Consider the following 23,299-nt stretch of genomic DNA (forward strand, 5'->3'; position numbering starts at 1 on the left):
TGACACGTTGTTGGGTCCTGAAGGCTCGGGCGAAAGCTCGATCTTCAGGCCGTGCGAAACGGCCCAGGACTTTCACTCCGGATGAACCACCGCGCTGTGTTGTTGAACAGCACGAGCGGCAGGCGCCGGCACGAGTGGAGGGCCGCCCGTATTTTGAGAACTACACAGTGGACGCGAGCATCTTTGTGGCTCAAGTTTATAAGGGCACACGGTGGATGCCTTGGCACCAGGAACCGAAGAAGGACGTAGGAATCTGCGATAAGCCTCGGGGAGTCGATAACCAGACTGTGATCCGAGGATTTCCGAATGGGGAAACCCGGCTGGAGGCAAGTCCAGTCACTCTCATCTGAACACATAGGGTGAGTAGAGGGAACGTGGGGAAGTGAAACATCTCAGTACCCACAGGAAGAGAAAGCAACCGCGATTCCGTGAGTAGTGGCGAGCGAAAGCGGAAGAGGCTAAACCTTATCTGTGTGATAGCTGTCAGGCGTTGCAGGTAAGGGGTCGTGGGACTTCTCAGTTGGTTCTGACAGACCAACATGGAGTCAAAAATTCGCGTCATAGTCGAAGGGCATTGAAAGGCCCGGCACAGAGGGTGCTACCCCCGTAGACGAAATGGCGCGAACTCCAGAGAACCATCCCAAGTAGCACGGGGCCCGAGAAATCCCGTGTGAATCTGGCGGGACCACCCGCTAAGCCTAAATATTCCCTGGTGACCGATAGCGGACAAGTACCGTGAGGGAAAGGTGAAAAGTACCCCGGGAGGGGAGTGAAATAGATCCTGAAACCGTGTGCCTACAATCCGTCGGAGCCTCCTTGTGGGGTGACGGCGTGCCTTTTGAAGAATGAGCCTGCGAGTTAGTGCTCAGTGGCGAGGTTAACCCGTGTGGGGAAGCCGTAGCGAAAGCGAGTCCGAATAGGGCGATTTAGTCGCTGGGTCTAGACCCGAAGCGGAGTGATCTACCCATGGCCAGGTTGAAGCGACGGTAAGACGTCGTGGAGGACCGAACCCACTTAGGTTGAAAACTGAGGGGATGAGCTGTGGGTAGGGGTGAAAGGCCAATCAAACTCCGTGATAGCTGGTTCTCCCCGAAATGCATTTAGGTGCAGCGTCACGTGTTTCTTACCGGAGGTAGAGCTACTGGATAGCCGATGGGCCTCACCAGGTTACTGACGTTAGCCAAACTCCGAATGCCGGTAAGTGAGAGCGTGGCAGTGAGACTGCGGGGGATAAGCTCCGTAGTCGAGAGGGAAACAGCCCAGACCACCAGCTAAGGTCCCTAAGCGTGTGCTAAGTGGGAAAGGATGTGGAGTTGCATTGACAACCAGGAGGTTGGCTTAGAAGCAGCCACCCTTTAAAGAGTGCGTAATAGCTCACTGGTCAAGTGATTCCGCGCCGACAATGTAGCGGGGCTCAAGCACACCACCGAAGCTGTGGCATTGACACATTGCCCGGCCGTGACATCTGCGGATCCACGGTCCAAGCGTGTTGATGGGTAGGGGAGCGTCGTGTGGCCAGGGAAGCGGCGGAGTGATCCAGCCGTGGAGGCCACACGAGTGAGAATGCAGGCATGAGTAGCGAATGACGGGCGAGAAACCCGTCCGCCGAATAACCAAGGGTTCCAGGGTCAAGCTAATCTGCCCTGGGTAAGTCGGGACCTAAGGCGAGGCCGACAGGCGTAGTCGATGGACATCCGGTTGATATTCCGGAACCGGCGAAGAACCGCCCATGACGAACCTAGTGATGCTAAGCGCCTGAAGCTCGTAGACGTCTTCGGACTGACATGAGTGGAGCGCGCGACCCGATCTAGTAGTAGTCAAGCAATGGAGAGACGCAGGAAGGTAGCCTCCGCGTGGCGATGGTTGTCCACGTCCAAGGGTGTAGGGAGTGAGGTAGGCAAATCCGCCTCACACATATCCTGAGACCTGATAGTGACCGCGAATGCGGGAAGCAGGGTGATCCTATGCTGCCAAGAAAATCTTCTAGCGAGGTTCTAGCCGCCCGTACCCCAAACCGACTCAGGTGGTTAGGTAGAGAATACCAAGGCGATCGAGTGAATCGTGGTTAAGGAATTCGGCAAAATACCCCCGTAACTTCGGGAGAAGGGGGGCCCAGAGGGTGAAGGGACTTGCTCCCTAGCCTGAACGGCCGCAGAGACCAGGGAGAAGCGACTGTTTACTAAAAACACAGGTCCGTGCGAAGTCGCAAGACGATGTATACGGACTGACGCCTGCCCGGTGCTGGAAGGTTAAGAGGACGGGTTAGATCCTTCGGGGTCGAAGCTCAGAATTTAAGCCCCAGTAAACGGCGGTGGTAACTATAACCATCCTAAGGTAGCGAAATTCCTTGTCGGGTAAGTTCCGACCTGCACGAATGGCGTAACGACTTCTCCACTGTCTCAACCACGAACTCGGCGAAATTGCACTACGAGTAAAGATGCTCGTTACGCGCAGCAGGACGGAAAGACCCCGGGACCTTTACTACAGCTTGGTATTGGTGTTCGGTACGGCTTGTGTAGGATAGGTGGGAGACTTTGAAGCCGGCACGCCAGTGTCGGTGGAGTCAACGTTGAAATACCACTCTGGTCGTTCTGGATATCTAACCTCGGTCCGTGATCCGGATCAGGGACAGTGCCTGGTGGGTAGTTTAACTGGGGCGGTTGCCTCCTAAAAGGTAACGGAGGCGCCCAAAGGTTCCCTCAGCCTGGTTGGCAATCAGGTTTTGAGTGTAAGTGCACAAGGGAGCTTGACTGTGAGACAGGCATGTCGAGCAGGGACGAAAGTCGGGACTAGTGATCCGGCGGTGGCTTGTGGAAGCGCCGTCGCTCAACGGATAAAAGGTACCCCGGGGATAACAGGCTGATCTTGCCCAAGAGTCCATATCGACGGCATGGTTTGGCACCTCGATGTCGGCTCGTCGCATCCTGGGGCTGGAGTAGGTCCCAAGGGTTGGGCTGTTCGCCCATTAAAGCGGTACGCGAGCTGGGTTTAGAACGTCGTGAGACAGTTCGGTCCCTATCCGCTGTGCGCGTAGGAAACTTGAGAAGGGCTATCCCTAGTACGAGAGGACCGGGATGGACGAACCTCTGGTGTGTCAGTTGTTCTGCCAAGAGCACGGCTGATTAGCTACGTTCGGAAGTGATAACCGCTGAAAGCATCTAAGCGGGAAGCACGCTTCAAGATGAGGTTTCCATGGGCTTCGGCCCGAGAGGCTCCCAGCTAGACTACTGGGTTGATAGGCCAGACGTGGAAGTGCAGTAATGCATGTAGCTGACTGGTACTAATAAGCCGATAACTTGACATCACAAAGATGCTACGCGTCCACTGTGTGGTTCCCGAGATACGGTCGGGAACCCGATTGAAATCTCCATAGAGTTTCGGCTGTCATAGCGAGGGGGAAACGCCCGGCTCCATTCCGAACCCGGAAGCTAAGCCCCTCAGCGCCGATGGTACTGCACTGGTGACGGTGTGGGAGAGTAGGACGCAGCCGGACATACTTTCAAAAGGGCCATCCCATCGGGATGGCCCTTTTGCTTTGTCCCCACCATGGCGGGGCCCGGGAAGGTCCGTAGACTGCCCGGGTCACCACAGCGCAGCAAGGAGTGTTTCGTGCCCGAGAACCAGTCCAGAGGTCGAGGCGGTCAGGGAGGTTCGGGTCCGCGTCGACCCAGCAGCGGTGGCCGAGGCGGCCAGGGCGGTGGTCAGGGGGCAGGCCGTGGCCGCGCCGGGGGGAGTGCACGCGGTTCGGGTGGTCGCGGGGAGTGGCCCGGTGCACGGGCCGGTGGCGCGCCGCGGGGTGACCGGGACCGTGATCGCGGACCCGGCACCTTCGACAACAGCGAACGACGCGGGGGACCGCGCCTGGCTCCGAAGAAGCCGAAGCTGCCCGAGCCCCGCATCGCCGAGGGAGTGACCGGCAAGGAGCTCGACCGGTCGGTCCACCAGCAGCTGCGCACCCTCAGCAAGGAGAACGCCGAAGGCGTCGCCCAGCACCTCGTGATGGTCGCCGCTCTCCTCGAGGCGGAGGACCTGCAGGGAGCGGAGGCGCATGCCGAGACCGCGGTCCGCCGCGCCGGGCGGGTGCCGGCTGCGCGGGAGGCGTTGGGGATGGTGGCCTACCGCAAGGGTGACTGGGCCCGGGCGCTCAGCGAGTTCCGGACCGTGCGCAGGCTGAGCGGCTCGTCGCACCTGCTGCCCCTGATGGTCGACGCCGAGCGCGGCCTCGGCCGTCCCGAGCGTGCGCTGGAGCTGGCGACCTCGCCGGAGGCCAAGACCCTCACGACCGAGGAGCGGGTCGAGCTCGCCATCGTCATTTCGGGCATCCGTAGGGACCTGGGCCAGCTCGACGCGTCGCTGCAGAGCCTGGAGATCCCCCAACTGGGTGGTTCCTCGCGCAAGCCGTGGTCGGCCCGGCTCTCCTACGCCTATGCGGAGGCCCTGTTGGCCCTGGGCCGTCGCGACGAGGCGCGGGACTGGTTCGCCAGGGCGGTCGCCGCCGACGAGGACCTTGAGACCGACGCCGCCGACCGGCTCGCCGAGCTCGACGGCGTGGTGCTCACCGACATCCTCGAAGGTGAGGACGAAGACTGAGGTGAGCGCACTCGTCGACGCGTATGCCGGTGTGGTGTGCGACCTGGACGGCGTGGTCTACCGCGGTCCAACGGCCGTGGACCACGCGGTGGCGGCACTCTCCTCGGTCCAGGCCCGGGTCGTCTACGCGACGAACAACGCCTCGCGCCCTCCGCAAGAGGTCGCGGCACACCTCACCGACCTTGGCCTGTCCGTCACCGGCAACGACGTCGTGACGAGCTCACAGGCCGGGGCCGGTGAGCTCGCGAAGCACCTGCCGTCCGGCGCGACCGTGCTCGGCGTCGGCGGGCCCGGTGTCCGAGAGGCGTTGCAGCACAGCGGGTTTCGTGTCCTGTCGGCCGATGACACACGTGACGACCCGACGGCCCGGGTGGGGGGCGTCCTCCAGGGGTACGGCACTACGGTGACGGCCTCGGACCTGGCCGAGGCGGCATACGCCATCACGGCCGGAGCGGTCTGGGTAGCGACCAACACCGACCGCACCCTCCCCACACACCGTGGGACCGCCCCCGGCAACGGGAGCCTGGTCGCGGCCGTGCGCATGGCCGTCACCCGCGACCCGATCGTGGCCGGCAAGCCGGAGGCGCCGCTCTACCGCATGTGCGCCGACCGACTGGGACTACCGGCCCGCGAGGTCCTCGCCGTCGGTGACCGCCTCGACACGGACATCGCCGGTGCCGTCACCACCGGCATGGACTCGGTGCTCGTGCTGACCGGGGTCGACTCCGTCACCTCGACGGCTGTTGCGCCGGTGTCGATGCGGCCGACGTTCGTCGTGGAGGACCTGCGGGCGCTGGGGGAGGCGTACGTCGGGGTGGAGACCGACTTCACCTGGTGGACGTGCGGTGGGGACCGGCGACGAGTGGTCGACGGCCGGTGGGACGTCGCAGCCGCGGGCGCACCGATCGAGGCGGCGCGAGCCGGTCTGGCCTGCCTGCACGAGGGGGTCGACCACGGTGAGCTGACCCAGGAGCAGGCTCGCGCTCTCGCGCGCCAGCTCGACGTGTGGCAGTAGCGTGGTGCGGGACGGGCGACCAGCGCCCCCAAGGAGGTCGTGATGGCGTTCGAGTCGGTACGCAGCTACCTGCAGCTCGCGAGTGGGCTCGGTGAGATGACCCGGGCCCGGGCCATGGAGGCGGCGCAGGGAATCCTGTCGCTGCCGGGGGCCGACGAGGTCACCCGACGGGCGGTGCAGGCCTCGGCGCTGGCCGACCAGCTGCTCGAGGCGGCCCGCAGCAACCGGGACAGCCTCGTTGCGCTGGTGCAGAGCGAGGTGGAGACGGCCATCGCTCGCGCGGACGTGGCCCGCGTGGCCGACCTCGAGGCGGCCCGCACTGCCGTTGCCGCTGTGGCGCAGGAGGTGGCCGACCTGAGGGCCACGGTGCTCGCGACCGGCGCCGCCGCCGTGTCGAACGCCGCCCGGGCGGGACGCCCGCGTCCCACCTCGGGCGCGGTGACCACGCGGATGCCACTGACGGAGCAGGCTGCGACGGGCAACGGGGCTACCGCAGGAGGCACGACGGCGCCGCCGCGCACCCGGGCGACCACGAAGGCCACTGCGAAGAAGGCCACGGCGAAGAAGAGCACGTCAGGCAAGGCCGCGGCCAGGAAGACTGCGGCAAAGAAGTCGGCTGTGGGTACGCGCAACAGCGCGGCCAAGAAGGCCACTGCGAAGAAGAGCACGGCGAAGAAGAGCGCGGCGAAGAACGCTGCAGCCAAGAAGAGCAAGGCCAAGAGCACGACACGGAAGACCGCGGCAAAGAAGGCGAGCCAGTGACCGAGCAGTACCCCGAACAGCAGGCCGAGCACGACTCCGTGGCGGACCGGGCGTCCGAGGACGAGTCGCAGCAGGCGGATGGTGCCGACGTGGTGGCTGGGAAGACCGGTATGCCGCAGGGCGAGCGGGATCGCGTGGCCGACCAGGCGTCCGAGGACGAGCCGCAGCGGGAGAGCGGGTTCGATGCGGAAACCGGAACCACCCCGGACCCGCAGCGCGAGCCGGCACCGGAGACCGGTGACATCGTCATCGACTCAGCGCTGCGTGACCTGCAGTCGGCGCCGGCGGACGACCTCGACGCCCAGATCGCGGCGGGTCAGCAGGTCCACCGGACCCTGCAGGCGCGCCTGTCCGACCTCGGCGGCGAGTGAGCGAGACGTCACGGCTCGACGTCGAGCTGGTTCGTCGCGGCCTGGCGCGGTCGCGCGGCCATGCCCGCAGCCTCGTCGAGGCCGGTGACGTCAGCGTCGACGGTGCCACTGCGACCAAGCCGTCCGCGCCGACCACAGCCGCCCAGGCTGTCCACGTGCGCGAGGAGGGGCCGCGCTGGGTGAGCCGCGCGGCATACAAGCTGGTGGGGGCGCTCGAGGCGTTCGGCCCCCGGGGGCTCAGCGTCCGCGGGCGCCGCGCGCTCGACGTTGGCGCGTCCACGGGAGGTTTCACCCAGGTGCTGCTGCACGAGGGTGCCACCCACGTCACCGCCCTCGACGTCGGCCACGACCAGCTCGTGCCCGAGGTGGCGCAGGACCCGCGGGTGACGGAGCGGTCCGGCACCACCGTGCGTGGCCTGACACCTGAGGAGCTCGGCGGCCGGGTGGAGCTGCTGGTGGCCGACCTCAGCTTCATCTCGCTGACGCTGGTGCTCGGCACCTTCCGTGACCTGGTCACCGACGATGCGGATCTGGTGGTGCTGGTCAAGCCGCAGTTCGAGGTCGGCCGGACCCGCTTGGGCAAGAACGGCATCGTGCGCGACCAGGGCGACCGCGCATGGGCGGTGACCGAGGTGGCGCGGGCGGCCATCGCGGCAGACTTGCACCCGCACGGCCTGGTCGCCAGCCCCGTCGTGGGCACCGAGGGCAACGCGGAGTACCTCTTGTGGCTGACCCCCCGTGCCACCGGCGCGATGGGATGGGAGGCTCTGGTGAGGGCAGCCGACGAGGTGACCGCCCCGTGACCGCCTCATGAGCACCACCACGAGCATCCAAGGGAGTCCCGTGAGCCCAGCCGAGCACCGCCGGGTCCTGCTCGTCGCGCACCCGCGGCGACCGGAGGCCGCGCACGTCGCGATCGACGTGGTCGACCAGCTCCGCGACGCCGGCATCGAGGTCGTCATGGCGCTCGACGAGGCGCAGGCGCTCGGGCTGGAGGGCCGTCCCGGCGTCGCCATCGCCGACGCCGACCACCCGGCCGCCGGGTGCGAGCTCGTCTGCGTGCTGGGCGGCGACGGCACCATCCTGCGCGGTGCCGAGGTGTCCCGCGGCAGCGACGCCCCGCTCCTCGGGGTCAACCTCGGGCACGTCGGCTTCCTCGCCGAGGCCGAGCGCGAGGACATCTCCGCCACCGTCGAGCACATCGTGAACCGCAGCTACACCGTGGAGGAGCGGATGACCCTCGAGGTCACCGCCCACGTCAACGGCGACCCGGTCTACCGGAGCTGGGCGCTCAACGAGGTCACGGTCGAGAAGGCCAACCGGGAACGGATGATCGAGGTGGTCGCCGAGATCGACGGCCGCCCGCTCACCACGTGGGGCTGCGACGGTGTCGTGGTCGCGACGCCGACCGGCTCCACGGCCTACGCGTTCTCCGCCGGTGGCCCCGTCGTGTGGCCGGACGTCGAGGCGCTGCTCATGGTGCCCATCAGCGCCCACGCGCTCTTCGCCCGCCCGCTGGTGGTCGGGCCGAACTCGCACCTCGCCCTCGAAGTGGTGCCCGACACCCTCGGCAGCGGGGCCTTGTGGTGCGACGGGCGGCGCGCCGTCGACCTGCCGCCGGGGGCCCGGATCGAGGTGGTCCGCTCCGGCACGCCCGTGCGGCTCGCCCGGCTGAGCACCAGCCCCTTCACCGACCGGCTGGTCGCGAAGTTCGACCTCAACATCCACGGCTGGCGCGGGCAGGCGCGTCGCGAAGGACGGCCCGTCGGCCGCGCGTGAGAGGCTGACCTCGTGCTCCAGGAACTGCGGATCAGCCGGCTCGGCGTCATCGACGACGCCGTGCTCGACCTGCACCCCGGGCTCAACGTCGTCACCGGTGAGACCGGTGCCGGAAAGACCATGGTCGTGACCGGTCTCGGCCTGCTCCTCGGCGCCCGCGGCGACGCGAGCCTCGTGCGCGAGGGCGCCAAGTCGGCGGTGGTGGAGGGTGTGGTGGCGGTCCCTGCCGAGCACCTCGCCGCGCAGCGCGCCGCCGAGGCCGGAGCCGATGTGGCCGACGGGCTGGTGCTGGTGCGCTCGGTGAGCGCCGAGGGCCGGTCCCGCGCACACGTCGGCGGACGCACCGCCCCGGTGGGGGTGCTGGGCGAGATCGGCGAGCACCTGGTGGCCGTCCACGGGCAGGCCGACCAGTGGCGGTTGCGGCGTGGCGACCAGCACCGGGTGGTGCTCGACCAGTTCGCCGGCGACCCGGTGGGTGAGGCGCTCGCGGCATACGTCGACGTCTTCGACCGTCACGAGGCCGCGTCCCGCGAGCTCACCGACCTGACCGAGCAGGCCCGCGAGCGGGCACGCGAGATCGAGGTGCTCCAGCACGGGCTCGACCAGCTCGAGCAGCTCGACCCCCAGCCGGGTGAGGATGCCGACCTGCGCGTCGAGGACGAACGCCTCAGCCACGCCGAGGGCCTGCGCGCCGCGTCGGCCGCCGCTCTCGTGCACCTCGCCGGCGATGAGGAGTATGCCGCGGAGCCGGCTCCCGACGTCATGGGCGCCATCGCCGCCGCGCGGCAGGCGCTGGCGTCGGAGGTCGACCACGACCCGGCGCTGCGCGAGCTCGAGCGGCGGATGGCCGAGGTGGGCTACCTCGTGTCGGACCTCGCGGCCGACCTCAGCAGCTACGTCGGCGATGTCGAGGTCGACCCGGCTCGTCTCGCCCACGTGCAGCAGCGCCGCGCCGACCTTGCTGCGTTGTGCCGCAAGTACGGCGACACCATCGACGACGTCCTCGACTGGGGACGCACCGCGGCGGCCCGGCTGGAGACGCTGCTCGGGTCCGACGAGCGGATCGAGGAGCTCACGGCCGAGGTCGAACACCTCGAGGCAGAACGCCAACGGCTGGCCGGCGCGCTGACCACGGCTCGCACCGCGGCAGCCGCGGACCTCGCCGACCAGGTCACCACCGAGCTGGCCCACCTCGCGATGGGGAAGGCCCGGGTAGAGGTGGCCGTCACCGCACGCACCACGGGTCTGGCGCGGCACGGTGGCGACGACGTGGAGATCCTGCTCGCGGCCAACCCGGGCAGCCCGGCGCGCACGGTGGCCAAGGCGGCATCCGGTGGTGAGCTGTCGCGGGTCATGCTGGCGCTCGAGGTGGTCACGGGCGCGGCTGGGGGAGCCGACGTGCCGACCTTCGTGTTCGACGAAGTGGACGCCGGGGTGGGTGGTTCCGCCGCGCTCGACGTGGGGGCGCGGCTGGCCGCGCTCGCGCAACACGCCCAGGTGGTCGTGGTCACCCACCTGCCGCAGGTCGCGGCATACGCCGACCGCCACCACGTCGTGCACAAGGCCGACGACGGCCACATCACGAGCAGCGGGGTGCGGGCCGTCGAAGGGGAGGACCGCCTGCGCGAGCTGGCCCGGATGATGGCCGGCGCAGACACCGACACCGCGCTCGAACACGCCCGCGAGCTCGTCGGACAGACCTCGAAGCGACGCGCCGCCGGTCACCCCGCGCGGTGATGCACGGGGCCCCACCGGGCTCGTGGGAAGATGGGTGCCAATGCCCCTGAAGATCCCACGTCAGCGTGCCCGCGACCCCGAGACCCCGGGAGTGCGTGGGATCGTCCGCGTCGACGCTCGCACCAAGAACCTCACCAAGCGGCTGCGCCCCGGTGAGATCGCGGTGATCGACCACCAGGACATCGACAAGGTGAGCGCCGAGGCGCTGCTCGCCTGCCGGCCGGCCGCCGTCGTCAACGCCTCACCGTCGATCAGCGGCCGCTACCCCAACCTGGGTCCGGAGATCCTCGTCGAGGCGGGTATCCCGTTGATCGACAACGTCGGACGTGACGTCATGCACGACCTGCACGAGGGCCAGCAGGTGCGAATCGAGGGTGACGAGGTCTGGCTCGGTGACGAGGTCGTCGCCAAGGGGCAGGCCTTCGACACCGAGCTGGTGCACTCCTCGATGGAGGAAGCTCGCGCCGGGCTCGCCGTGCAGCTCGAGGCGTTCGCCGCCAACACGATGGAGTTCCTCCGCCGGGAGCGGGAGCTGCTGCTCGACGGGGTCGGCGTCCCGGACATCAGGACCCAGCTCGAGGGCCGGCACGCCCTGATCGTGGTGCGGGGCTACCACTACAAGGAGGACCTCAAGACCCTGCGCAGCTACATCCGCGAGTACCGACCGGTGCTCATCGGCGTCGACGGTGGAGCGGACGCGCTCATCGAGGAGGGCCTGCGTCCCGACCTCATCGTGGGCGACATGGACTCGGTCTCTGACGCGGCCCTGCGCTCGGGCGCCGAGATCGTCGTGCACGCCTACCGCGACGGCAACGCACCCGGTCTGGAGCGGGTCCGGCGGCTGGGGGTCGAACCCGTCGTCTTCCCGGCGACCGGCACGAGCGAGGACGTCGCCATGCTGCTCGCCGACGACAAGGGCGCGACGCTCATCGTCGCCGTCGGCACCCACGCCACCCTGGTCGAGTTCCTCGACAAGGGCCGCAGCGGCATGGCCAGCACCTTCCTCACGCGGCTGCGGGTCGGCGGCAAGCTGGTCGACGCCAAGGGCGTGAGCCGGCTCTACCGCTCCCGTATCTCCAACCTCACCCTGATCTTCATGTTGCTGGTCGGGCTCAGCGCGCTCTTCGCCGCGCTGTGGTCGACCACCGGTGGCCGAGCCTTCCTCCAGGTGCTCGGGGCCCGCTGGGATGACCTGTGGTCCTTCGTCGTAGGAATTGTCACGTGATCGACTTCCGCTACCACCTCGTCTCCATCGTCTCGATCTTCCTGGCACTCGCCGTGGGGATCGTGCTCGGTGCGGGTCCCCTCAAGGAGGACCTGGGCAACACCCTGACGTCGGAGGTGAAGAACCTGCGCACCGACAAGGCAGCGCTGCGCACACAGCTGGACCAGGCCGACAAGGCCGCGACCGCCCGCGACGAGTTCACGGCCGCCAGCAACCGCACGTTGCTGCCGGGCCGCCTGGCCGAGACCACCACGGCGATCGTCGTCCTGCCCGGGGCGGACCAGGACGCGGTGAAGGCCACCACCGACGCGCTCACCCTGGCCGGGGCCAAGATCGGGTCGACGATCACGGTGCAGGAGAAGTGGATCGACCCCGACCAGGCGACCTACCGGTCCACCCTCGGCCAGCAGCTCGCCGGGCAGGTGGGCGTCCCGGTCGACCAGGGCGGTGCCGACGTCCTGGGCCAGGTGCTGGCCCGCTCGATCCTCGCCAAGGCCGGCGCCACCGGCAACGGCGCCGAGGCCGCCCTCGGAGCGATGCGTACCGGCGACCTCATCAAGTTCTCCGACGGCGTCATCCCCTCGACGGTGGCGGTCGTCGTGGCCGGACCCGTCACCGGGGCGAACCAGCAGACCCGCACGACCCAGGCCGAGGCGCTCAGCACCTTGGCCGGCGCGCTGGACCAGGGCGGTGCCGGCGCGGTGCTCGTGGCCGACAGTGGGCCCGTCGCGACCGGTACGACCTCGGTCGTCACCACGGCGCGCGCCGACGACGAGCTGAGCAAGAACCTCACCACCGTCGACGACGTCGACCTGCCCATGGGACAGGCCAGCGTCGTGTTCGGCCTGCTCGAGCAGGAGGCCGGCAAGTCCGGCCAGTACGGCCTGGCCGCCGACGCCACCGCTGCCTTCCCGCAGCTGGCCACCAAGTAGGCCGCCGGTGCGCGCCCTCGTATCCGCAGCACTCGCAGGCGGCCTCGCGGCCGCGGCATACCGTTGGCTGCGCGAGGACGTCCCCGGCGGCCCGGCTCGGTGGGACCGCACCAACCACGCCGGGCGCACCGTGACGCTGCTCGAGGGGCCCGCGTATGCCGCAGGCGCCGCGACCGCCGTGGCCCTCACCGGCGGCGGGGTGGCGCCCGTCGTGGCCACGGTGGGGTCCGCTGCCTTCGGGGCGCTGGACGACCTCGGGGGCGACTCCTCGAGCAAGGGTCTCAAGGGGCACCTCGGTGCGCTGGCCCGGGGTCAGGTGACCACGGGGGCGCTCAAGATCCTCGGGCTCGGCGTGAGCGGTCTGGTCGCGGCGGCGCTCGCCGACCGGGGCCGCGATGACCGCAGCACCCTCGACACCATCGTGGGTGGTGCCGTGGTGGCTGGCGGCGCCAACCTGCTCAACCTGCTCGACCTGCGCCCCGGTCGTGCGCTCAAGGCGACCATCGCCCTCGGAACCGCTTGTGTCGCACCGGGATCCGCCGCCTCGGCCGGCGCTGCCGTGGGTGCCGCAGCCGGACTGATCCGGCCCGACCTCGCAGGTGAGGCGATGCTGGGCGACACCGGCGCCAACGCCGCGGGCGCCCTGCTCGGTACCGCTCTCGTGCAGCGTTCGGGTCGGCGCGGCAGGCTGGTGGCGCTGGCGGCACTGGTCGGGCTGACGCTGGCGTCCGAGAAGGTGTCGTTCACGCGCGTGATCGAGTCGACGCCCGGCCTGCGTGCGGTCGACGCGTGGGGTCGCGGGTGACGGCGAGATCGGTGGGCACCGGGGTCGCCCGGGCGGCCCTGGTCATCGCCGTCGCGACCCTGCTCAGCCGGGTTGCCGGGTTCGCCCGCACCCTCGTCTTCTCGACGTCGGTCGGGGCGACCGGGGTCGGCGACGTCTACCAGACGGTCAACACGATCCCCAACGTCGTCTACGAGGTCGCGGCCGGCGGGGTGCTGGCCGCGGTGGCGGTGCCGCTCGTCTCCCGGCAGCTGGCGCTCGGCAAGGACCGCGAGGCCGACCAGACCGCGTCCGCCCTGCTCAGCTGGGCGGTGGTGGTGCTGCTGCCGCTGAGCATCCTCGTGGCGTTGGTGGCGCCGTGGGCGAGCCGGGCGCTGCTGTCGTCGCGGGCCACGGACGCCAGCGTCGCCCTCGGGCAGGAGATGCTGGTCCTGTTCGCGCCGCAGGTGCTGCTCTACGGCGTCGGCATCGTCCTGTCGGGCGTGCTCCAGGCCCGGCACCGCTTCCTCGCCGCGGCGCTCGCGCCGCTGCTGTCCAGCCTCGTCGTCATCGCGGCATACCTCGCCTATCGACAGGTGGCGGGCGCGGGGGCGACGCCTGCCACGGTCGATGGCGATGCCGTGTGGGTGCTCGCCGGTGGCACCACCCTCGGCGTGGTCGTGCTGAGCCTGCCGCTGCTCGTGCCCGTGTGGCGGGCCGGGGTGCGGCTGCGGCCGACGTTGCGCTTCCCCGAGGGAACGGCGCAGCGGGCACGGTCGCTCGCCGGTGCCGGGCTCATGGCGCTGGTGGCCCAGCAGGTCGCCGTGTTCGTCACCTTGTGGGTCACGCACCACAAGACGTCCGCGGTGGGGACCGTGAACGTCTACCAGTACGTCCAGGCCGTCTACCTGCTGCCCTATGCCGTGCTCGCCGTGCCGATCGCGACGTCCGCGTTCCCGACACTGGCCCACACGGCCACCACCGAGGAGCTTCTGCCGGGGACCCGCGCGCGGGACACCCTGGCCCGCAGCCTGAAGGGCATCATCCTGTTCGTTGCCGGGGCGGCGGCCGTCCTCATGGCCGTGTCCAAGCCGGTGGGTGCGTTCTTCGTCGCCATCGACCCGGCCGGCGACCGGTCCGCGGCGCTGGCCGCGCTGCCGGGCGCGCTCGCCGCCTACGCGCCGGGCGTCGTCGGGTTCGGGGTGGCGGCGCTGCTGACACGTGCCCTCTATGTGCGGGGCAGGCCCCTGTATGCCGCGTTGGCGGTGGCGGCCGGGTGGGCGGTGGCCGCGGTCATGCCCCTGGTCGGCCTGTCGAGCGACTCGGCAGCCGGGGCGACGCTGGGAATGCTCGGTGTCGCGTCGTCACTGGGCATGACCCTGTCGGCCCTGCTGCTCGCGTGGCTGGTGCGTCGGTCGTGGGGGGCGGAGGCGCTGGCCGGGAGCGGTCGCACGCTCGGGGCGGCGGTGGTCGGGGTGGCCGTCGGGCTGGTGGTCGGTGACACCGTGCTGCGCCAGCTCGACCCGGTGGCGGGTGTCGGCGGGTCCCTGGTGGCCGGGGTGGTCGTCGGCCTGGTCGTCGCGGTGTCCTACTTCGGCGTGATGATGCTGGCGGACCGCGGAGCGATGCAGGCGTTGCGCGAGCGGGGCCGGGCCCGGCGGCGGGGTGACTCGTCGTGAGGGTGGTCATGGTGCTCGGGAAGAGCACAGGGGGCATCGGGACGCACGTGGTCGAGTTGACAGCCGGGCTGCGGGGGCTGGGGGACCGGGTCGAGGTGGTGACCGACGCGGTGACGGCCGAGCGGTTCGGCCTGCGCGAGGCGAGGCGGTGGTGGCCAGGACGGGCCGCCGGGCTGGTCGGCTCGGTGCGCCGGGTCTGGTGGCTGCGCGGCTTGGCAAGAGAGTCGGACGTCGTGCACGCCCACGGTCACCAGGCCGGGTTGGTGTCGGCTGTGGCGATGCTTGGCCTGTCGACGCCGCTCGTGGTGAGCCAGCACAACGCCGTCCTCGCGCGCAGGGTGAAGGGGCGGCTGCTGGGTCTGGCACAGCGGTTCGTCGCGCGGCGCGCGACGTTGGTGACGGGCGCCAGCTCGGACCTCGTGGACGAGGCCGAGCGCTTCGGCGCGCGGGAACCGCGGCTGGCACCCGTGCCGTCGCCCCGGGTGGCAGGGCTCCTGGCGACGCAGCCACTGGATGAGTCAGGACGTCGGGCGCTCGCGCGAGAGCTGTTGCAGGAGAACGGAATCGACGTCGCACGCGACACCCCGATGGTGCTCACCATCGCCCGGATCGCGCCGCAGAAGAACCTCGGGGTGCTGGTCGACGCGGCGGCCCAGCTGTCAACGATCGTCCATTTGGGTGGGAAACCGACGTCAACCACATTCCATTTGGGTGGGAAACCGCCGGTGTGGGTGGTCGTCGGGGGCGGGGACGAGCCGTTGCGGGAGGAGCTGGTCGCTCGCGCGCGTTCGCGCGGCGTTCCGGTTCACCTCGTGGGGCCCCAGGACGACCCCGAGCGGTGGCTACGGGCGGCCGACGTTTTCGTGCTGACCTCGACCTGGGAGGCGCGGGCGCTCGTGGTCCAGGAGGCGATGGCCGCCGGGGTGCCCGTCGTCGCGACCGACACCGGAGGGCTGCACGACCTCGTCGAGGGCGTCGGCACGCTGGTCCCGGTCGGTGACGCGGACGCGGTGAGCCGCGCGGTCGAGAGCTACCTCGGGGACGCGGGCGCGCGGCATACCGACACAAAGGCCGCTCGCGAGCGGGCCGAAACGTGGGGTGACGACGAAGCCACGGCGCGTCGCTGGCAGGAGTGGTATCGAGGACTGCTGGGGATGACGTAGGCTTGAACCCCGTGGTGGAGCAGACGAAACACATCTTCGTGACCGGGGGCGTCGCCTCTTCGCTCGGCAAGGGGCTCACCGCCTCGAGCCTCGGACATCTGCTCCGCGCACGTGGTCTGCGGGTCACGATGCAAAAGCTCGACCCGTACCTCAACGTCGACCCCGGGACGATGAACCCGTTCCAGCACGGTGAGGTCTTCGTCACCGAGGACGGCGCCGAGACCGACCTCGACATCGGTCACTACGAGCGGTTCCTCGACAGCAACCTCGTCGGCAAGGCCAACGTCACGACCGGCCAGATCTACAGCGACGTCATCGCCAAGGAGCGCCGTGGCGAGTACCTCGGTGACACGGTCCAGGTGATCCCGCACATCACCAACGAGATCAAGGCGCGGATGCGGGCCCAGGCCGCCGGCAGCGTCGGGGTGAACCACGCGGACGCGCCGGACATCATCATCACCGAGATCGGCGGCACCGTCGGCGACATCGAGTCGCTGCCCTTCCTCGAGGCTGCGCGGCAGGTGCGCCACGACGTCGGCCGCGACAACGTCTTCTTCCTCCACGTCTCGCTCGTGCCCTACCTCGCCCCGAGTGGGGAGCTCAAGACCAAGCCGACGCAGCACTCGGTGGCCGCGTTGCGCCAGGTCGGTATCCAGCCGGACGGGCTCGTGCTGCGCGCCGACCGGGAGATACCCGAGGGCATCAAGCGCAAGATCTCACTCATGTGCGACGTCGACACCGAGGCCTGCGCGGCCGCCGTCGACGCGCCCTCGATCTACGACATCCCCAAGGTCCTGCACGCGGAAGGCCTTGACGCATATGTGATCCGGCGGCTCGGGCTGCCGTTCCGCGACGTCGACTGGCACGACTGGGACGAGCTGCTGCGCCGCGTGCACAGCCCCGAGCACGAGGTCGAGGTGGCGCTCGTCGGAAAGTACATCGACCTGCCGGATGCCTACCTGTCGGTGACCGAGGCGCTGCGGGCCGGTGGGTTCGACCAGGACGCCAAGGTGCGGATCCGGTGGGTCGCGAGCGACGAGTGCCAGACCGACGCCGGGGCGCAGCGCGCGCTGGGTGGGGTCGACGCGGTGCTGATCCCCGGCGGGTTCGGGGTGCGCGGTATCGAGGGCAAGGTCGGTGCGCTGAAGTGGGCCCGCGAGCACCAGGTGCCGACCCTCGGCATCTGCCTCGGGCTGCAGTGCATGGTGATCGAGTACGGCCGCAACGCTGCTGGGATCGAGGGGGCGAGCTCGACCGAGTTCGACCCGGAGACGCCTGCGCCGGTCATCGCCACCATGGAGGAGCAGAAGGCGTTCGTCGACGGTGCCGGCAACCTCGGCGGGACGATGCGGCTCGGCGCCCAGGAGGCCAAGCTGGTCGAGGGTTCGATCGCGGCCGAGGTCTATGGCTCGACGACGGTCTCGGAGCGTCACCGGCACCGCTACGAGGTCAACAACGAGTACCTGCTGCAGCTGACCGAGGCGGGCCTCGTCGTGAGCGGAACGCACCCGGAGTGGGGGCTCGTCGAGTTCGTCGAGCTGCCCCGCGACGTGCACCCCTACTACGTGGCGACGCAGGCGCACCCCGAGTTCAAGTCGCGCCCCCACCGGGCGCACCCGCTCTTCGCTGGGCTGATCGGTGCGGCGATCGACCAGCAGCGGGCTGCGCGGCTGGTCGAGGTCGAGCGACCGCGGGTCGCCGCCGACGCGACGGCCTGAGGCGCCGATGAGCGAGGAGCTCGCGGACCGGTTCGAGGCCCGGCCGGTGCTGTCGTCCGAGGTCGCGATGGAGGGCCTGGTCTGGGACGTCGTGCGGGACCGGGTCGACCTCGGCGAGGCCGGTGAGGTGACGCGAGAGTACGTGCGGCACACCGGCGCGGTTGCCGTCCTGGCGCTCGACGACGACGGGCGCGCCTGCCTGATCCAGCAGTACCGGCACCCGGTGCGGGCGTTCGAGTGGGAGATCCCGGCGGGGCTACTCGACGTCGCGGGTGAGTCACCGTGGCTGGCCGCCGCGCGCGAGCTGATGGAGGAGGCCGACCTGCGGGCCTCGACGTGGAACGTGCTGGCCGACTACGCCAGCTCGCCCGGTGGGCTCGACGAACAGCTGCGCATCTTCCTGGCGCGTGACCTCGCGGCGGTGCCGGAGGCCGAGCGGCACACCCGCGACGGCGAGGAGCTGGGTATGCCGGTGCGCTGGGTGCCGCTCGAAGAGGTGCGTGACGCGGTCCTCGCCGGCCGCGTCCACAACGCCACCCTGGCCATCGCCACGCTCGCCGCGCTCGCCGCCCGCGACCTCGGGTGGGCGACACTGCGACCGGCGGACGCCCCCTGGCCGGCCCACCCGGCATACCGGGGGGACTCGGCGTAACGTTCCCGGCATGTATCTCGAGAACCTCGTCTTCGACGCAGTCGACCCACAGCGCCTCGGACGGTTCTGGGAGGCGGCCCTGGGTAGCCGGAAGCTGACCGACGAACCGGGCATCTACGAGACCCGGCTGTCGGTGCCGGACGGGCCGGAGCTGGACCTGTGCTTCGGGCGGGTCGAGGCGGCACCGACCGAGCCGCTGCGGCTGCACCTCGACCTGCGCGGCGACGCCGAGCAGGAGGCCGTCGCGGCGCGACTGCGCGAGCTGGGGGCCACGGACCTCGACATCGGCCAGGGTGACGTGCCGTGGATCGTCATGGCCGACCCGGAGGGAAATCCGTTCTGCGTCATGGAGTCTCGCGAGGTCTACAGCAACACCGGGCCGATCGCGGCCATCCCGATCGACAGCGCGGACCCGGAGCGGGACGGGAAGTTCTGGTCGTGGTTGACGGGCTGGGTGCCGGCGCCCGGGGTCTCGCCGGTCACGCTTCGCCACCCGTCCATGCGCGGGGTGCTGCTCGAGTTCGGGCCCGAGCCCGGGCCGATCGGGGACGGGAAGAACCGGCTGCACCTCGACGTGCGGCTCGAGACCGGTGACGACCCGGACGCGGTGTTCGCGAAGGTGGTCGAACTGGGTGGCGGAGACTTCCCGCACAACTGGGGCGAGCTGCCGTGGCGCGTGTGTGTCGACCCGTCGGGCAACCAATTCTGCCTGTTGCCGGCCAGGGGTTGACGGTGCCGAAATCCGTTGTGCCGCAGCGGGATTGCCCTTGTGGCTCGGGACGCGCTTTCGCGGACTGCTGTGAACCGCTGCACGAGGGCGCGCGAGCTGCGGTCACCGCGGTCGAGCTGATGCGGTCGAGGTATGCCGCGTACGTCGTGGGCGACGACAGTTACCTCGCGCGCACCTGGCACCCGCGGACGCGGCCGGCCTCGATCGACGCGTCGAACGGCCCGAGGTGGATGGGTCTGTCGGTTGTGTCGACCGCCGACGGCCGCGAGGGCGACCGCGAGGGCGAGGTCGAGTTCGAGGCCGCCTACGACGGGGGAGTGCTGCACGAGCGCAGCCGCTTCGTCCGGCGGGCCGGTCGGTGGGTCTACCTCGACGGCGACGTCAGCGACTGACCGCGAACCGTCAGTGGTGGTTGCGGTTGTCGACGCGCACGTCGGTGATGACCACCGGCTGCGCGGGTGGTCCGTCACCGTCGGTGTCGGCGATGCCGGCTGCCACGATCGCGTCGAGCGCGTCGAACCCGCTGACCTGGTGCCCCAGCACGGTGTAGTTCGGGCTGATGTTGGCGAACGAGTGGACGATGAACCACTCGCTGCCGTTGGTGCCCGGCCCCTGGTTGCCCATCGCGATCGTGCCGCGCGGGTAGGTCTCGGTGCCGTCGACCTCGTCAGGGAACTTGTAACCGGGGCCGCCGACCTCCTGCCGGATCAGGTCGCCGCACGGCAGCACGCCGAGCCGCGCGGCTGTCCTGTCGAAACCGTCGCCAACCGCGATAGGAAGGACGCATGACATCGGTGCGGACCTTTGCCTGGGGCGGCAACCGCAACGCGGACCCCGTGGGCACGGTGATCCTCCTGCCCGGTCGAGGCTACGGCGTGCAACTGCCCGTCCTGCACTACCCGGCAACGGTCCTCGCGAGCCTTGGCTGGCACGTCCAGGCCGTCGCTTGGCAGGCCGATGACCTCGACGTCGACGATGCACCCGCGTTCGCGGCGGGAGCCGCCGAGCTCTGCCTCGAGGCGGCACCCAGTGACCGCGTGCTCGTCGTCGGCAAGTCGCTCGGGACGTTCGCGGCGCCATGGGCGCGCGCACGCGGCATACCCGGCATCTGGCTCACCCCGATCCTGACGCAGCCGACTGTCCGCGACGCCCTCGCACCCGGCGGGCCGCCAGGGCTCCTCGTCGGCGGCACGGCGGACGAGGGCGCATGGGACTCGAGTGCAGCACGCGCCACCGGGCTGACCGTGCTCGAGCTGGCTGGGCTCGACCACTCCTTGGAGGATTCCACCGACTGGCGGCGCGGCGTGGAGGCCATGCTCACCGTGGGTGCCGCCGTGGAGGACTTCGCCCGCGGGCTGTGAGACAAACCGATTCGTATGCCGTGTGGGCGCCTCCGTAGGATGACCCGGGTGCCGCGCCACGCGGCATACCGAACCAACCACCACACCAAAGGATCACCCGTGCTCCGCACCCACGAGGCCGGCACCCTGCGTGCCGCCGACGTCACGACTCCAGCCCAGACCGTCGTACTCGCTGGCTGGGTGGCGAAGCGGCGCGATCACGGTGGGGTGGCGTTCATCGACCTGCGCGATGCGAGCGGGGTCGTCCAAGTGGTGGCCCGCGACGAGGTGCTGACCGGTGCCGCGCACGACCTGCGCAGCGAGTTCGTCGTCAAGGTGACCGGCGAGGTCGTCGCCCGCAGCGAGGGCAACGTCAACCCCGAGCTGCCGACCGGTGAGATCGAGGTCGTCGCGTCCGAGATCGAGGTGCTGAGCACCAGCGCGCCGCTGCCGTTCCAGATCGACGAGCGCGTGACCGTCGGCGAGGAGGCGCGCCTCAAGCACCGCTATCTCGACCTGCGCCGCCCGGGCGCGCACTCGGCCGGGGCGGGAATTCGCTTGCGCTCCAAGGTTTCTGCGGCCGCGCGGCGGGTGCTGGAGGCGCGCGACTTCGTCGAGATCGAGACGCCGACGCTGACCCGGTCGACGCCCGAGGGTGCGCGCGACTTCCTCGTGCCCGCACGGCTGGCGCCCGGCTCCTGGTACGCCCTCCCGCAGAGCCCGCAGCTGTTCAAGCAGCTGCTCATGGTCGCCGGGATGGAGCGGTACTACCAGATCGCGCGCTGCTACCGCGACGAGGACTTCCGCGCCGACCGGCAGCCCGAGTTTACCCAGCTCGACATCGAGATGAGCTTCGTCGAGCAGGATGACGTGCTCGAGCTCGGCGAGGCGATCGTCAAGGAGATCTGGCAGCTCATCGGCGTCGACCTCACGACGCCGTTCGAGCGGATGACGTATGCCGACGCGATGCGCCGCTTCGGCACCGACAAGCCGGACCTGCGCTTCGGGCAGGAGCTCGTCGAGTGCACCGACTACTTCAGGGACACGCCGTTCCGGGTGTTCCAGAGCGAGTACGTCGGCGCCGTCGTCATGCCCGAAGGCGCGAGCCAGCCGCGCAAGCAGCTCGACGCCTGGCAGGACTGGGCGAAGAGCCGCGGCGCGAAGGGTCTCGCCTACGTGCTTGTGCAGGAGGACGGCGAGCTGGGCGGACCGGTCGCCAAGAACCTGTCCGACGCCGAGCGCGAGGGCCTCGCCGCCCACGTCGGCGCCAAGCCCGGCGACTGCATCTTCTTCGGCGCCGGCGCGACCAAGTCGACCCGCGCGCTTCTTGGTGCCGCCCGGCTCGAGATCGGCAAGCGCGTCGGGCTCATCGACGAGGACGCCTGGTCGTTCCTGTGGGTGCTCGACGCGCCGCTGTTCGAGCCGTCGTCCGAGGCGGTGGCCGCCGGTGACGTCGCCGTTGGCGCGGGTGCGTGGACCGCGGTGCACCACGCGTTCACCTCGCCGAAGAAGGAGTTCGAGGACACCTTCGACACCGACCCCGGCCCGGCGCTCGCCTACGCCTACGACATGGTGTGCAACGGCAACGAGATCGGCGGTGGCTCGATCCGTATCCACCGCCGTGATGTGCAGGAGCGGGTCTTCAAGGTCATGGGCCTGACGGAGGACGAGGCGCAGGAGAAGTTCGGCTTCCTCCTCGACGCGTTCCAGTACGGTGCCCCGCCGCACGGCGGCATCGCGTTCGGCTGGGACCGCATCGTCATGCTGCTCGGCGGCTACGACTCGATCCGCGACGTCATCGCCTTCCCCAAGTCCGGTGGCGGCTACGACCCGCTCACCGACGCGCCCGCGCCGATCACGCCGGAGCAGCGCAAGGAGGCCGGGGTCGACGCCAAGCCGGCCGCCAAGGCCAAGGACGCCGAGAACGGCAACGGCATACCCGAGCTGGCACCTGACACCGACGCTCAGTGACCCTGCCGCGGCGCCCCGAGGTCGAGCCGCGCGCCATCCTGGCGCGGCTCGATCCGGGGCTCGCGGACGCACCCCTCGCCGAGGTCGGTGAGGGCTTCGACAACGTCGCGTATGCCGTGGACGGTCGCCTCCTGCTGCGCGTCTCCAAGAAGACCGACCCGGATCGGCGACGGGCCGATGCCGAGCGCGACGCCGCTCTGCTTCAGCTGATCGCCGCGCACATGACCCTGCCGACCAACGAGGTGGTGGCAGCCGACCTCGACGACGGCGCGCTGCTGATGACGCTGGTCGGGGGAGCGACGGCGGACCAGCTGCCGCCGCTCGACCCGGGTGCCTTTGCGGCGACCATGGCGCGGTTCCTCACCGAGCTGCACGCGCTGCCGGCCGACGACGCGCGTCACGTCGCCCTGCCCGACCGGTCGCAGCAGGCGTGGCTCGACGAGACCGTGGAGCTGTGGCGACAGGCCGAGTCGCGCTTCGAGCCGTCCGACCGTGCCGCCGTCGAGAAGTTTCTCGCGGAGCCTGCGCCCGCGCCTCCGGCGCGAATGGTGTTCTGCCACAACGACCTTGGCGACGAGCACATCATCCTGAGCGACGACGGTCGCGACGTGTCCGGGGTGATCGACTGGAGTGACGCCGTGCTCGGCGACCCCGCGAGGGACCTCGCCCTGCTCGCCTTCGACTTCGGACCTGACATGCTCGACCGCGTGCTTAGGACGTATCTGCCAGCGGAACCCGACGACCCCGCACTGCGCGACCGAGCGTTGTGGTTCGCGCGACGGGCTGGGGTCGAGGGTGTCGCCTGGCGGGCGCTGAACCGGCCACACACCGCCCCCGTTGCGCTCGACCGGCTGCGGGCGGTGCTCGCATGA

At 69.7% G+C, this 23,299-nt stretch carries 20 protein-coding genes and 2 rRNA genes; 21 read left to right on the forward strand and 1 reads right to left on the reverse strand.

Annotation, left to right across the window (positions count from 1 at the left end; all coding sequences use genetic code 11):
* Window positions 1-188 precede the first annotated feature (188 nt).
* The 18 genes from HJG52_RS01535 to HJG52_RS01620 all read left to right on the forward strand — a co-directional run bounded on the left by HJG52_RS01535 (window position 189) and on the right by HJG52_RS01620 (window position 19,508).
* Window positions 189-3,304 (forward strand): 23S ribosomal RNA (locus HJG52_RS01535).
* Between the two features lie 72 nt (window positions 3,305-3,376).
* Window positions 3,377-3,493 (forward strand): 5S ribosomal RNA (gene rrf, locus HJG52_RS01540).
* Between the two features lie 416 nt (window positions 3,494-3,909).
* Window positions 3,910-4,590, forward strand: a complete 681-nt coding sequence (locus HJG52_RS01545; RefSeq protein ID WP_346767511.1) for a tetratricopeptide repeat protein — start codon at window positions 3,910-3,912, stop codon at window positions 4,588-4,590.
* A gap of 1 nt (window position 4,591) precedes the next feature.
* Window positions 4,592-5,605, forward strand: a complete 1,014-nt coding sequence (locus HJG52_RS01550; RefSeq protein ID WP_346767512.1) for an HAD-IIA family hydrolase — start codon at window positions 4,592-4,594, stop codon at window positions 5,603-5,605.
* A 42-nt stretch (window positions 5,606-5,647) separates the two neighbouring features.
* Window positions 5,648-6,367, forward strand: coding sequence for a hypothetical protein (locus tag HJG52_RS01555; RefSeq protein ID WP_171241818.1), 720 nt, complete (start codon window positions 5,648-5,650; stop codon window positions 6,365-6,367).
* Entirely contained in the window at window positions 6,364-6,738 is a 375-nt protein-coding gene (locus tag HJG52_RS01560) for a hypothetical protein (protein ID WP_171241819.1), read from the forward strand. Before HJG52_RS01555 ends, HJG52_RS01560 begins: the two co-directional genes overlap by 4 nt.
* Window positions 6,735-7,541 (forward strand): SAM-dependent methyltransferase, encoded by an 807-nt coding sequence (locus HJG52_RS01565; RefSeq protein ID WP_171241820.1) that lies wholly within the window; start codon window positions 6,735-6,737, stop codon window positions 7,539-7,541. The genes HJG52_RS01560 and HJG52_RS01565 overlap by 4 nt, the downstream gene beginning before the upstream one ends.
* 7 nt (window positions 7,542-7,548) lie before the next feature.
* Entirely contained in the window at window positions 7,549-8,517 is a 969-nt protein-coding gene (locus HJG52_RS01570; RefSeq protein ID WP_171241821.1) for an NAD kinase, read from the forward strand.
* 12 nt (window positions 8,518-8,529) lie between these two features.
* Complete coding sequence (gene recN, locus HJG52_RS01575; protein WP_171241822.1) at window positions 8,530-10,254, forward strand: DNA repair protein RecN; 1,725 nt, start codon at window positions 8,530-8,532, stop codon at window positions 10,252-10,254.
* A gap of 40 nt (window positions 10,255-10,294) precedes the next feature.
* On the forward strand, window positions 10,295-11,479 hold the full coding sequence (gene steA, locus HJG52_RS01580) for a putative cytokinetic ring protein SteA (RefSeq protein ID WP_171241823.1): 1,185 nt from the start codon (window positions 10,295-10,297) through the stop codon (window positions 11,477-11,479).
* Entirely contained in the window at window positions 11,476-12,411 is a 936-nt protein-coding gene (locus tag HJG52_RS01585) for a copper transporter (RefSeq protein WP_171241824.1), read from the forward strand. The genes steA and HJG52_RS01585 overlap by 4 nt, the downstream gene beginning before the upstream one ends.
* A 7-nt stretch (window positions 12,412-12,418) precedes the next feature.
* A complete protein-coding gene (locus HJG52_RS01590) occupies window positions 12,419-13,216 on the forward strand; it encodes a hypothetical protein (RefSeq protein WP_346767513.1) in 798 nt (265 codons plus the stop codon).
* Window positions 13,213-14,853 (forward strand): lipid II flippase MurJ, encoded by a 1,641-nt coding sequence (murJ, locus tag HJG52_RS01595; RefSeq protein ID WP_171241825.1) that lies wholly within the window; start codon window positions 13,213-13,215, stop codon window positions 14,851-14,853. The genes HJG52_RS01590 and murJ overlap by 4 nt, the downstream gene beginning before the upstream one ends.
* Before the next feature lie 8 nt (window positions 14,854-14,861).
* A complete protein-coding gene (locus HJG52_RS01600; RefSeq protein ID WP_171241826.1) occupies window positions 14,862-16,016 on the forward strand; it encodes a glycosyltransferase family 4 protein in 1,155 nt (384 codons plus the stop codon).
* Between the two features lie 11 nt (window positions 16,017-16,027).
* Window positions 16,028-17,734: a CTP synthase gene (gene pyrG / locus HJG52_RS01605; RefSeq protein ID WP_171241827.1), complete on the forward strand. Its 1,707-nt coding sequence runs from the start codon at window positions 16,028-16,030 to the stop codon at window positions 17,732-17,734.
* Between the two features lie 7 nt (window positions 17,735-17,741).
* A complete protein-coding gene (locus HJG52_RS01610) occupies window positions 17,742-18,386 on the forward strand; it encodes an NUDIX domain-containing protein (protein ID WP_171241828.1) in 645 nt (214 codons plus the stop codon).
* Between the two features lie 10 nt (window positions 18,387-18,396).
* Window positions 18,397-19,116 (forward strand): VOC family protein, encoded by a 720-nt coding sequence (locus HJG52_RS01615; RefSeq protein WP_171241829.1) that lies wholly within the window; start codon window positions 18,397-18,399, stop codon window positions 19,114-19,116.
* A gap of 2 nt (window positions 19,117-19,118) precedes the next feature.
* On the forward strand, window positions 19,119-19,508 hold the full coding sequence (locus tag HJG52_RS01620; protein WP_346767514.1) for a YchJ family protein: 390 nt from the start codon (window positions 19,119-19,121) through the stop codon (window positions 19,506-19,508).
* A gap of 10 nt (window positions 19,509-19,518) precedes the next feature.
* Here the strand turns inward: HJG52_RS01620 and HJG52_RS01625 are convergent, their stop codons facing one another.
* A complete protein-coding gene (locus tag HJG52_RS01625; RefSeq protein WP_240977148.1) occupies window positions 19,519-19,908 on the reverse strand; it encodes a peptidylprolyl isomerase in 390 nt (129 codons plus the stop codon).
* Here HJG52_RS01625 and HJG52_RS01630 point away from each other — a divergent pair.
* From HJG52_RS01630 to HJG52_RS01640, 3 genes are all read left to right on the forward strand, one after another.
* The gene (locus HJG52_RS01630; RefSeq protein WP_171241830.1) at window positions 19,902-20,477 is read left to right on the forward strand and encodes a hypothetical protein; all 576 of its coding nucleotides are present in this window, start codon (window positions 19,902-19,904) and stop codon (window positions 20,475-20,477) included. The genes HJG52_RS01625 and HJG52_RS01630 overlap by 7 nt on opposite strands.
* Before the next feature lie 99 nt (window positions 20,478-20,576).
* Window positions 20,577-22,427 (forward strand): aspartate--tRNA ligase, encoded by a 1,851-nt coding sequence (aspS, locus tag HJG52_RS01635; RefSeq protein ID WP_171241831.1) that lies wholly within the window; start codon window positions 20,577-20,579, stop codon window positions 22,425-22,427.
* Window positions 22,424-23,299, forward strand: coding sequence for a phosphotransferase (locus tag HJG52_RS01640; RefSeq protein WP_171241832.1), 876 nt, complete (start codon window positions 22,424-22,426; stop codon window positions 23,297-23,299). The genes aspS and HJG52_RS01640 overlap by 4 nt, the downstream gene beginning before the upstream one ends.

The organism is Knoellia koreensis (assembly GCF_013041615.1).
Classification (GTDB): domain Bacteria; phylum Actinomycetota; class Actinomycetes; order Actinomycetales; family Dermatophilaceae; genus Pedococcus; species Pedococcus koreensis.

Excerpts from the sequence above, each read along its gene's own strand:
- HJG52_RS01610 (WP_171241828.1), top strand. The coding sequence starts at position 17,742 with ATGAGCGAGGAGCTCGCGGACCGGTTCGAGGCCCGGCCGGTGCTGTCG.
- HJG52_RS01630 (WP_171241830.1), top strand. The coding sequence starts at position 19,902 with ATGACATCGGTGCGGACCTTTGCCTGGGGCGGCAACCGCAACGCGGAC.
- HJG52_RS01625 (WP_240977148.1), bottom strand. The coding sequence starts at position 19,908 with ATGTCATGCGTCCTTCCTATCGCGGTTGGCGACGGTTTCGACAGGACA.
- HJG52_RS01615 (WP_171241829.1), top strand. The coding sequence starts at position 18,397 with ATGTATCTCGAGAACCTCGTCTTCGACGCAGTCGACCCACAGCGCCTC.
- steA (WP_171241823.1), top strand. The coding sequence starts at position 10,295 with ATGCCCCTGAAGATCCCACGTCAGCGTGCCCGCGACCCCGAGACCCCG.
- HJG52_RS01570 (WP_171241821.1), top strand. The coding sequence starts at position 7,549 with ATGAGCACCACCACGAGCATCCAAGGGAGTCCCGTGAGCCCAGCCGAG.
- HJG52_RS01600 (WP_171241826.1), top strand. The coding sequence starts at position 14,862 with ATGGTGCTCGGGAAGAGCACAGGGGGCATCGGGACGCACGTGGTCGAG.
- HJG52_RS01555 (WP_171241818.1), top strand. The coding sequence starts at position 5,648 with ATGGCGTTCGAGTCGGTACGCAGCTACCTGCAGCTCGCGAGTGGGCTC.